Annotated in this window: 8 protein-coding genes; 5 read left to right on the plus strand and 3 right to left on the minus strand. The window is 63.0% G+C overall.

The genetic code is table 11. The annotated features are described in order from the left end of the window. Positions 1-96 precede the first annotated feature (96 nt). From ACX12D_RS15485 to ACX12D_RS15495, 3 genes are all read right to left on the minus strand, one after another. Positions 97-747 (minus strand): hypothetical protein, encoded by a 651-nt coding sequence (locus ACX12D_RS15485; protein WP_459371801.1) that lies wholly within the window; start codon positions 745-747, stop codon positions 97-99. Between the two features lie 422 nt (positions 748-1,169). Next, positions 1,170-4,112 (minus strand): bifunctional diguanylate cyclase/phosphodiesterase, encoded by a 2,943-nt coding sequence (locus tag ACX12D_RS15490; RefSeq protein WP_459371802.1) that lies wholly within the window; start codon positions 4,110-4,112, stop codon positions 1,170-1,172. Further along, positions 4,109-5,344 (minus strand): ABC transporter substrate-binding protein, encoded by a 1,236-nt coding sequence (locus tag ACX12D_RS15495; RefSeq protein WP_459374037.1) that lies wholly within the window; start codon positions 5,342-5,344, stop codon positions 4,109-4,111. Before ACX12D_RS15495 ends, ACX12D_RS15490 begins: the two co-directional genes overlap by 4 nt. A 590-nt stretch (positions 5,345-5,934) precedes the next feature. Between ACX12D_RS15495 and ACX12D_RS15500 the strand changes: the two genes are divergently transcribed. The 5 genes from ACX12D_RS15500 to ACX12D_RS15520 all read left to right on the plus strand — a co-directional run bounded on the left by ACX12D_RS15500 (position 5,935) and on the right by ACX12D_RS15520 (position 11,149). Then, positions 5,935-6,318 carry a hypothetical protein gene (locus ACX12D_RS15500; RefSeq protein WP_459371803.1) on the plus strand — a complete coding sequence of 128 codons (384 nt, stop codon included), beginning with the start codon at positions 5,935-5,937 and terminating at the stop codon, positions 6,316-6,318. A gap of 244 nt (positions 6,319-6,562) precedes the next feature. Further along, the gene (locus ACX12D_RS15505; RefSeq protein WP_459371805.1) at positions 6,563-7,324 is read left to right on the plus strand and encodes an SDR family NAD(P)-dependent oxidoreductase; all 762 of its coding nucleotides are present in this window, start codon (positions 6,563-6,565) and stop codon (positions 7,322-7,324) included. Beyond that, positions 7,321-8,088, plus strand: coding sequence for an SDR family NAD(P)-dependent oxidoreductase (locus tag ACX12D_RS15510; protein ID WP_459371806.1), 768 nt, complete (start codon positions 7,321-7,323; stop codon positions 8,086-8,088). The genes ACX12D_RS15505 and ACX12D_RS15510 overlap by 4 nt, the downstream gene beginning before the upstream one ends. Before the next feature lie 25 nt (positions 8,089-8,113). Beyond that, positions 8,114-9,247: a DUF5938 domain-containing protein gene (locus ACX12D_RS15515; RefSeq protein ID WP_459371807.1), complete on the plus strand. Its 1,134-nt coding sequence runs from the start codon at positions 8,114-8,116 to the stop codon at positions 9,245-9,247. A gap of 15 nt (positions 9,248-9,262) precedes the next feature. Continuing rightward, positions 9,263-11,149: an acyl-CoA synthetase gene (locus ACX12D_RS15520; protein ID WP_459371808.1), complete on the plus strand. Its 1,887-nt coding sequence runs from the start codon at positions 9,263-9,265 to the stop codon at positions 11,147-11,149. The last annotated feature ends 7 nt before the right edge of the window (positions 11,150-11,156 follow it).

The following is an 11,156-nucleotide window of genomic DNA, read 5'->3' on the forward strand; positions in this document are numbered from 1 at the left end:
GTCTCGACTCAGCACTCGCGACCAGCGGGCTGGCAGCCCGAAGAATGCAACCCTATGGGGCGTATGCGATGGACCGTCCTACGCAAGCACGGGCAGTCATAGCACGCGAGAGAGTTCTTCGATCACGATATCGCCGTAGTCCGGATCCTTGATGGAGAACTCTCCTACGCCACCCACCGGGTCCAGGTTCAGGAAGACTTCACCGTCGCCGCCCCGTAGAAACACCTTCGTCGCGATCCAGTTTCCAGCAGGCGTACTCGAAAACGTGCCGGCTATCTGGTTACCCGCAGGCTTGCCCGGCGATGTGCCGATGGTCACCTGCACGTTGCCATCCGTCCTGCTTAACCCGGTCCCCAGAATTGCCACGCCGAAAGGAAGCAACTTGACTTTATCAGTCATGGGCTTCGGCTCCCTGGCCATTAGTGCCGCAGAGAGCCGCTGGACCAATACGCGGGAGTCAGAGCCTTCCACGCCAGCGATGCTGCCTTTCGAGAAGGAAAACGGCATATTCGTGTCGCGATTGGGTTGTGTCATCTGTATGGAGATCAGGAACTTGGCAGTGGAACCCCACGACTCATGGGTAGCCATCCAGGTTTTTTCCTGAACGTCCCCAACCGTTCTGCTGGAGATCTCGGCGATTTTGAACGACACCGTATTCGGGGCGGACTCCGTAGGTAAACAGGCAGACAGGACCAAAGCCATCATTACGGAAAGCAGGCGGATGGCAGATCCAAGATAGGATTTCATGGTGTTGGCGAGTTGCTTGTGAAGTAAATTCCGGATCGCGTAGTCGATCCACGCTAGAGCGGGGGCGAATCGCCTATTCGTTAAAGGGACCAGCCTCAAACGTCACCATCCCGGTCGAAAACTCCCGAGCCCAGATATCGCGAGGGTCCTCGCCTACCCCTCGTACGGCAAAGTTCCTGTTCGGCAAGTGAACGGCCAGCGTGGTGAACAGAGCAATAATTGACCAGCTATCCAGATAGAAGAGCGTATTCGCCAGCCAGAACATGCCTGCGGAACACTATCCTATCGGCAGCACCGCGCGGGCTTGCACCCCTAGAGGCCGCCCGAATTTCTCCGGTTCTCGGATTGAGTTAGCGCTGCCGCTACAGGGTGAAGGTGAAGCCCAAATGTTGCATGTTCGGGCGGGCCGGCTCCTTCAGCCACTAAAGCGTGGCGCGGGCCTGGCTACCCGGCCTTTTCTCGATATCCGGCCAGACCAAGCCCTCAAACTGATCGGGCGGAACCGGCTGGGAGTACAAAAAGCCCTGGGCAAAATCACAACCCACGGCGCTGAGGAAATCGCGCTGCTCCGTCGTCTCCACCCCCTCGGCAATGACCTTCAATCCCAGCTTGTGCGCCAGCATGACCATGGCTTCGCAAAGCGCCTGATTGTCGCCGTCAGAGCCGAGGTTCTGTACGAATGACCGGTCGATCTTGAGGTAATCGATGTCGAAGCGCTTGAGATAGGCCAGAGACGAGTAGCCGGTGCCGAAATCGTCGATCGAGATGCCGATTCCCGCGTCACGGAAGGTCAACAGCTTCTCGTTCAGTTCGGCGTCCAGTAACAGGCCCTCGGTGATTTCAACCACAATGCTCTGCCCCGGCATCCCTTCCCGCATGAGATGGTCAGACCATTGCGAACAAACCTGGCCGTCTAGCCGAATCTGCATCGGCGACATGTTGACACCGATCTGGAAAGACGGATGGAATCGGCCGCGCCATTGACGGGCCTGGTGCACGGCCTGCTTGAACACCCAATCCCCGATCGGAACGATGAGCCCCGTGTCCTCGGCCAATGGAATGAAGTCCAGCGGGCTGATGGTGCCGCGTTCGGGGTGCAACCAGCGGATCAGGGCCTCGGCTTTGCGGATTTCCCCGGTGGCCAGGTCAACGATGGGCTGGTAGTAGAGCTGGAACTGTCCGCCAGGCAGGGCGGCACGTAGATCGCTGGTGAGACGCAGGCGCTTTTCTGCGACGACGCGCAAGTCGGGCGTGAAGTAGCTGAAACGGTTGCGCCCGGCGTTCTTGGCCGCATACATGGCCTGGTCGGCATTCTTGAAGAGGATATCCAGTTCGCTGGTGTCGTCGGGGTAAAGCGTGACGCCAACACTGGCGGAGATGAACGCCTCATCCGCGCCGAGCGCGAACGGCTCGGCCAGCTTGCGGATGATGGCCTTTGCGATCCGTTCAACGCTTTCGGTATCGTCCGTGTTGGGCAGAATGACGGTGAACTCGTCGCCGCCAAGGCGAGCGACGATGTCCGATTCGCGCACGCACGCAATGATGCGCCTGGCCGCCTCGATCAGCAGGATGTCTCCTGTGTCGTGCCCCAAGGAGTCATTGACCTCCTTGAAGCGATCCAGGTCAATCAGCATCAAGGCCATATGCTGCCCGGAGCGATGCGCCATGCTGGCTTCGTGCTCGAGACGACTGTGAAACATCTGGCGATTCGGGAGATGGGTCAGCGCATCGAAATTGGCCTGTTTCCAGATTGTCGCCTCGAATGCCATCCGGTCCGATAAATCACGGCCCACCGCCAGCACCGAATTCACCGTGCCGGACCGGTCAATCTCTGGCGTCAGGCGGATATGGGTGCAATGTTCCTGTCCGTCCTTGCTGCGCCATCTCAGCTCGAATTGCCCACTTCTCCCGCTTGAAATGGTGTCGCTGATCTTCTCTTCGTAGATCAGCGCATTGGCGCCGCCGGGGACTTCCGAGGGCCGCTTGCCGAGCGCTTCGGCAAGGCTGCACCCTGCCGAGTTGCAGAAGGCGGGATTGGCGTAAGTGCGGCGAAGGTCTCGATCGTAGCGGGTGATGGTGTCTGGAGAGTTCTCAATCAACGTTCGCGACTCCTGCTCCTTGCTGACGAGTTCCGCGGTGCGCTCGTCGACGGTCTGCTCCAGGGAGGCGTTGATCTCGTTGATCTTCTGGATCTTCTGCTTGATGGCCCCACTCATCCGTTCAAAACGCTGCGCGAGCCGCCCTAGTTCATCCTTGCCGCCGGCATCGGCGCGCACCGGCGCCTCCGACTCGGCGCCCGCATCGTTGCCGGTGTCGTGCATCCTTCGCACCAGCTCTCTGAGTGGTGCGGAAATGCTGTGGGAAATGAAGTAGGCCAGGAAGATCGAAAGCAGGAAACCCGAGATGCCAACCAGTACGATCTGATTGCGCACGGACTGTGCCTCTGCCGTCAACTTCTTTTCAGGGACTGTGCTGACCACGAGCCATGTCGTGCCGGGAATTCCTGTGTACGCGGCAAGGTAGCGCTCCTCGCGCTTGCCCTCGAAGTCGACGAAACCACTCGGCTCCCCATTTAGCGCGTTGTTCGCGATGCGTTTGATCAGGTCAGGCTCGGCCGTCCCGTCGGTGTTCGTGGATATGCCGTCGGTGCGGACAACCAGTTTGTTGTTGCTGGCGTCGAGAACGTAGATCTCTGTTCCGCTCCCCAAGGCGACGTCATTGAAGATTGTCGAGAAATGCTCGGGGCGAATGACCAGGACCAGATTGCCGATTCGCCGATTGTTGCTCTTGCCGATGATGGCACGCACCATCCCAAGGTTTTGTTGTCCGACGCCGTTGTCGTAACTGCCCCAGTAGGGCCGGCCATTGCGGTCAGGGGCCTGCTTGACCAGACGCATGACCCCGCGCGTTAGTTGCGCGAACGTCTGGGTATCCATGATCCGGTTGTTCTTGTCGAGCAGATACTTCTGGTTGATGAAGTCAACGGAGCCGTAATGCTGCAGCAGCAGCCGGGTCATATCCTGGCGCGCCTCGTTCTGCTCCTTTGCACTGCCATTTACCGCGTTTGTCAGTGCATTTTGAACGCGATCGGAAAGGACAAGAAGGCTGCTTTCCGTCTCGACCTGCTCCATGCGCAACGCGATGTTCTTGGATACCTGCTTGACCATCTCTTTCGAGAATATCTCCGCCTTCTCCTTGATCGCGGCGGTGGAATCCACATACGAGATGTAGCCTGAAATCAGTATCGGTATCAGCGACAGCAGGATGAACGCAGTCATCAGCCGGTAACGAATTTCGACACGGCGCAGCAGGTCCAGCGAGAGATAGGCGAAAGCGCTTCGCAGCGAACCTGGGATTGTGCTCATTTGTAGTGCATCTTTGCTTCATTCTTGACGGACGCGTCGAGGAGTTTGGCTGCCTGTCCGGGCGTGATCTTCCTGACCAGCACGTCCTGCATCAATCGATGCAGCTGCTCGATCGAGTTGGAGGGTAGAACCGAATAGTAGGGGCTGGCGGTCACCGGATAGCGGCTGACCATGTTTGTGTAGTCGACCATTCTCTGATCGCTCACCAGCGTTTCCGCGCCTTGCTTGAATGGGGGGATGTTCTGGCGTTTTCTTTGGAGAATGGAGAACCCCTTCCCAGCAATGAATTCGAGAAAACGCATGGCTGCGGCCTTGTTGGGCGTCTCGCACACCGCAAACCCGGTTTCGCTGCCGATCACGGGCACCACCCGCTCGCCGGGCGCGTTCCAGGGCGGAATGAATACGCCAACCTCGAAAGGGTTGCCGTGCAGCAGAAGGCCGGCCGCCCAACTGCCGTGAAAGGCCATCGCGGCCTTGCCTTCCTTGAACAGCCGTATGCCTTCATCGTAATCCGTCGCCATGAATGCGTCTTGTACGTAACCAAGTTGCGGCATCAGCGCAATCCTGGCAAAAATATCGGCTACCTGAGGCGTGTTCAGATCCAGCGTGCCATCACCGATTTTCTGCTTCCAGGCTGGCTCGCGCGCCACCACATTGTTGGCAAAGCCAAAGCTGAAGGGGCCGTTGCCGAGCATGTTCGGGAAGCCGCCGCTCCACATGATGGGGGTCAAGCCGGCTAGCTTGAGCTGCTTGCAAACCATCAGGAACTCGTGGAAGTTGGTTGGCAGTTCCTTGATCCCCGCCTTCGCGAACAGTGCCTTGTTGTAATACATCAGCGTTGTCGCCACGCCGCCGGATATGCCAAAACGCTTGGATTGGCGACTGGTCCAGTCCCCTTTGAGGGCGCTGAGCATGTTGTGCCATGCCGATGTCGCGCTCACGTCTGTGAGGATGCCCTGATCGGCCAGCTCAGCAGCGTAGGCGTTCGGGTTGACACTCACCAGATCCGGCAAGTTGCCAGAGGCGATCCGGGGCTTGATATTCTCCTCGACCGAGTTGCCGATCATGAACTGCACATTCACGCGGACGTCTGGATTGAGCTTGCTGAATTCCGCGGCAATCTGGAGCATCTCCTCCGGCCAGTCGGGCGCCCATATCAACGCGGTAATGGAGGTCCTGACCGGCTCGGCTGCGCCCGACGCAGCGTTGTCTCGCTGTTGGCAACCGCACAAGAGCAAGACAATGAGGCTGACCAGGCCAGCTAGCCGCGAGGAAAACGCAATGCGTCGCGCTTGGTGGTTCACTGTGCGGCTTCGGGATGGATTGGCCGTGCTTCAGCAGGCACTTTCGGCGTACCGGGAAGCGAACCGTTGACGCTTGCATCGCGAAAGAACCGATGGCGAGGCTTGGTGGCGCCTGGGCGGCGATAGCTTGCAACGGCATCGAGAAGCCCGAATGCGCGGCCAACCCGCATCGGGCAACGCTTACGACGGCTGGGATGCGTATGTTTGGCCATGAGAGCAGCTCGGGCGAATTGAGGGGGGCAGTGCCTACACTGCATATCGACAACGAGTGCAAATACTTGACCGGTGCAAACCCGAATTTCTCCGCTATGACGAGTAGCTGCCGGCATCGCCGGCGTCCGCACTCTGGCCGATTGACCGCCGCTGACCGGTGTTCCCGCCGTCTCTTTCAGCGACGCGGACGGCAAAGTTCTATCCTTTGTCAATGACGTGCCGGATGCATCGCGCGGCCACGCTGGCATCATGGCCATCAGCACGTTCTCAGTCACGGCCCAATAGAACAGGACGGCGGTGTCGGCATGACGCGTGTTTATGCACTGATTGCGACTTGCATCATGTTGGTTGCTTGTGTATCGACAGGCGTCGACGTGAAGCCGGAGCAATTGTCGAACTTCATTCCCGATTTCTCTACCGTTGACGACGTTACCGCGCAGCTTGGGGCTCCCACATCCAAGACGACGCTGAGAGACGGGGCCACGATACTGATCTATTCCTTTGCGACATCCAAGCCTCACCCCGAGAGCTTTATTCCACTCATTGGCCCGCTGTTTTCCGGCGGTGAGATCCGATCGTCGACGGTCCTCTTCGAGTTCGACGAGAACGGTGTCCTCAGGAGTCAACGCAGGACGACGTCGAGCGGTGCTTCAGGGTGGAGCGTATTGCCTGCCGGTGCGCAGCCCTAGCGCAGGCGGCGTATCAGGCATATCGGGATGGCTGTGCACGGTCCTGCCTTGAAGCATTTCGACCACCCTGTCACGTAGCAGCAAGGCTGCCTCGGAACGTCCAGGCTCTCGCACAAGCGCAAACACGCGCGCCAGTCCCTGCTGCGTCGCAGCACGAAAAACCAACCTTTCGGTGGGCTGCACATCCGCCTGCGCCTGTTGCAATGTCTCCACCGCCGATCACAGGCGCACAGGAGACAAGGACATGATCGAACTACAGGGCCGCAACGCCCTCATCACCGGTGCGGCGCAGGGGCTCGGCCTTGCCATTGCCCGGCTGTTCGTCGAACGCGGTGCACGGGTCATGCTGGCCGACATCGACGAGGCCGGGGCAGCCAGCGCCGCGGACGAACTGGGCCCGCAGGCGCGCTTCGTGCCCTGCGACGTCACCAGGAGCGCCGACTGGGCCCGCGCGGTGGAGGCGACCACGGCCGCCTTCGGCGGGCTCGACACGCTGGTCAACAATGCCGGCATCGAGATCGTCAAGCCGCTGTTCGAGCAGAGCGAGGAAGAGGTCGGCCGCATCATGGGCATCAACGTGATGGGCGTGTTCCTCGGCATGAAGCACGCGCTGGGTGCGCTCGCGGCCTCGGGCAAGGGTGCGGTGGTCAACATTTCGTCGCTGGCCGGCACCAACGGCGTGCCGCTGTTCGGCTCCTACGCGGCCTCGAAATCCGCCGTGATCCAGCTCACGCGCACGGCCGCGGCCGAGTTGCGTCCCGCCGGCATCCGCGTCAACGCGGTCTGCCCCGGCTTCGTCAGCACCGCGATGGTGGACCGGCTGATCCCCACCGTGGAAGCCATCGTCGGGGTGCCCTTCAGCGCGCTGGTCGCGGTAAAGCAACTGCGCCTCGGCACGCCGCAAGAGGTGGCGGAGATGACCGCGTTCCTTGCATCCGACGCCGCCAGCTGGACCACCGGCTCCCACTACATCATGGACGGCGGGCTGTCTGCCGGATTGCTATGAGCAAGCGACTTCTCCAGGACAAGGTGGCGATCGTCACCGGCGCCGGCCGCGGGCTCGGCGAAGCCATCGCCCGCGCGTATGCGGCCGAAGGCGCCAAGGTCATCGTGTCGGACCTGCACGGGGCCGCGGCACAGCGGGTCGCGGCCACGCTGCCGGGTGCCAGCGCCGTGGCCTGCGACGTTCGCGTGCCCGAGCAGGTCGAGGCCCTGGTCGCGGCCTGCGTGCAGCAACACGGCCGGCTCGACATCATGGTGCCCAACGCCGGCATCGCCGTGGTCGCCCCGCTCGCGACGCAAAGCTACGCGCAGTGGCGCGAGGTCACCTCGACCAACCTCGACGGCGTCTTCCTCTGCATCCGCTATGCGGCGCCCACCCTGATTGCGGCCGGCGGCGGCAGCATCATCACGATGGCGTCGGTCACCGCGAAGGCGGCCTGCGCGCTGATCGGCAGCTATGCCGCGGCCAAGGCCGGCGTGGTGTCGCTAACGCAGACGGCAGCGATCGAGTTGCGCGCGAGGAATATCCGCGTCAATGCCATCCTGCCGGGCTTTGTCGACACAGAGCTGGTCAGCTCGCACCGGATCGAGTTCGAGCAGCAGTTGAACATCCCCGACTTCAACGCCGTCATCGCGCAGCGCCAGGGCCGCTACGGCACGCCAGAGGAGGTCGCCCAGCTCGCGGTGTTCCTGGCTTCGGAACGCTCGAGCTTCTCCAACGGCAGCGGCTTCGTCCTGGACGGCGGCGTGAGCTCGTCCCTGCTTTGAACGTCATCCCTTCAGGAGCCATTCCATGAGCAACAACAAGAAACCGGTCGTCGTCTATGGCGCCAGCGGTTACACCGGCCGCCTGGTGTGCGAGTACCTGCGCGAGTACGGCATCCCCTTCATTGCGGCCGGGCGTAGCGCGGAAAAACTCCACGCCGCCATGCAATCCAATGTGCCCGGCATCGAGACCGCCGACTACGAAGTCGTCGAGGTGCAGCACAACACGGAAGCGCTGACCGAGTTGTTCCGCGGCGCCAGCGTGGTGCTCAACACCGTCGGCCCGTTCGCGAAGTTCGGGCCGGAAGTGGTCCAGGCCTGCCTGGCCGCCAAGTGCCACTACACGGACACCACCGGCGAGCAGGACTGGCTGATCACGCTCGACGAACAGTACGGCGCGAAGTTCGCGCAAGCCGGGCTGCTGCTGTCGCCCGGCCTGGCACAGATGTACACCACCGGCGAGATCGCCGCGCAGCTGTGCCTGGAGACACCAGGACTGGACACGCTGGACATCGCGGTGTTCTGGGGCGGCAGCCCGACCATCGCCTCGACCCAGACCATCCTGGTCAACGCGGCGACCTCCAAGGCCTTCCACCTGCAGCAGAACCGGCTCGTCGAGTGGCAGCCCGATGCGGGCCTCTACCATCTCGCGATCCCGGGCCAGCACGAGATGGCGCTTGCCCTGCCGTGGGGCGGCACCTCGCACCCGGTGTGGTTCCGCAAGGACCCGCGCGTGGCCAACGTCAAGGTGCTGGGCGGGGTGTTCAACAAGCCGCTGATGCTGGGCGTGCCGCAGATCGTCGAGGCCGCCCTCAAGGCCACCGAAGGCATGAACCCCGACGAGCGCTATGCCGCGCTGGCCCAGACCGCAGCCGGCGTGATGAACAGCATGCCGCCACGCGAGAACCCGCGCCTGAACAAGTCGGTCGACTCCGTGCATGCCTCGGGCCCGCTTGGACGCGCGCAGTGCGTGATCTTTGGCAACTGCAACTACAAGCAGACCGGCCTGCTGCAGGCGTATGCCGCCCACGCGCTGCTGCAGCAGGCGCCGAAGCGGGTCGGCTTTGCCTCAGGCTGCCAGGCCTTCGGGCACCATGCGCTGCTGGGCCAGTTGCGCAGCTTTGGCCTGGTGGCGAAGCCCGAACTGATCGTTCACCACTAAGGCGGGCCGGCACCCATGACCAAGGCTGTCTTGCCTCTGCGGAACCTGGCCGATATCGAGGCGTTGGAACGGCTACCGATCGAGTACCGGCTAGCGCAGCCGGTGTCGAGCTATGCCGCGCTGCGCCGCCAGGCCGCCGCCACGCCACGCGCGCCCGCCCTCACCTTCGTGCCCTCGGGCGACCCCGCCGACGGCGAAGTGCGTTACGACTACGCCGCGCTTGCCGAGCGCGTCACCCAGGCCGCCAATGCCTTCGCGAGCCTTGGCGTGGGCCGGCGCGACGTGGTCTCGTACCTGCTGCCCAACCTGCCCGAGACGCACTTCACGCTGTGGGGCGCCGAGGCCGTGGGCATCGTCAACCCCGTCAACCCGTTTCTCGAAGTCGACCACATGGCCGGCATCCTCAATGCGGCCGGCACCGTGGTTCTGGTGGCGCAGGGACGCCAGGACCAGGCCGGCATCTGGGAAAAAGTGGAGGTGCTGCGCAGCCGGGTGCCAAGCCTGCGTGCCGTGGTGCGCGTCGGCGGACTGGGCGCCTGCCCACCCTGGGCGGTGGATTTCGATGCCCTGCTGGCCGCGCAACCCGCCGATGAACTGATCGCCGCGCCGCCGCAGGGCGACCACGTCGCCTCCTATTTCCACACCGGCGGCACCACCGGTACGCCCAAGCTGGCGCGGCGCACCCATTTCAACGAGGCAGCCAATGCCTGGGGCGTGGCCACGGCGGTGGCGATGAGTCCGGCGGATACACTGCTTTGCGGCCTGCCGCTGTTCCACTCCAACGCGATGATGGTCACGGGCCTGGCGCCATTCAGCGTTGGTGCCCATGTGGTGCTGCTGTCGATCGCGGGCTACCGCGACCCGCGCACCTTCGCGGCCTTCTGGCGCTCGGTGCAGCGCTACCGTGCGACGCTGTTCAGCGCGGTGCCGACCGTGCTCTCGGCGCTGCTCAATGTGCCGCGCGAGGATGCCGACCTGAGTTCGCTGCGCTTTGCCATCTGCGGCGCGGCGCCGCTCTCGCCCGAGCTGCTCCAGCGTTTCGAGAGCGCAACCGGCCTCAAGCTGCTCGAAGGCTACGGCATGACCGAAGCCACTTGCGTCAGCTCGCTGAATCCTCGCGATGGTGAGCGCGCGGTCGGCTCCATCGGACTGCGCATGCCCTACCAGCAGATGAAAGTCGCGCACCTCGGCGCCGATGGCGAGGTGCGGCGCGAGGCCGCGGTCGACGAGATCGGGACCATCCTGCTGCGCGGGCCTTATGTGTTCTCCGGCTACGTAAAGGACAGCGACAACCACGGCGTCTGCCTGGCCGATGGCTGGCTCAACACCGGCGACCTCGGGCGCCAGGACGCACAGGGCTACTTCTGGCTCACGGGCCGGGCCAAGGACCTGATCATCCGCGGCGGCCACAACATCGACCCGGGCATGATCGAGGAAGGCCTGATGCGGCATCCGGCGGTCGAGCTTGCCGCCGCGGTCGGCAAGCCGGACGGCTACGCGGGCGAGCTGCCGATGGCCTATGTGACGCTGCGCAAGGGGCAGGCCTGCGAGGCCGCCGAACTGCTGGCCCATGCCCGCGCCACCATCGCCGAACGCGCCGCGGTGCCCGTCGACGTGGTGATCCTCGATACCATGCCGCTGACGGCCGTGAACAAGATCTTCAAGCCGAAGCTGCGCGAACTGGCGATCGCCAGGGCGCTGGCCGATACGCTGCATAGGGTCTGCGGCGCCATCGAGGTACGAGTGGATGTGCAGCCGCACGCGAAACACGGGATCGAGTCGCATGTGGTCGCGCATCGCCCTGCCGGTGCACAGGGCGTGGCCTTGATGCAGCGGGCCGAGGCCGAGCTCGGACGCCTGCCACTGCACTGGCGCATCGATTGGCAGGAAGTGCCGGCGTGAGCCCGGG

This window comes from Cupriavidus sp. PET2-C1 (assembly GCF_054515855.1).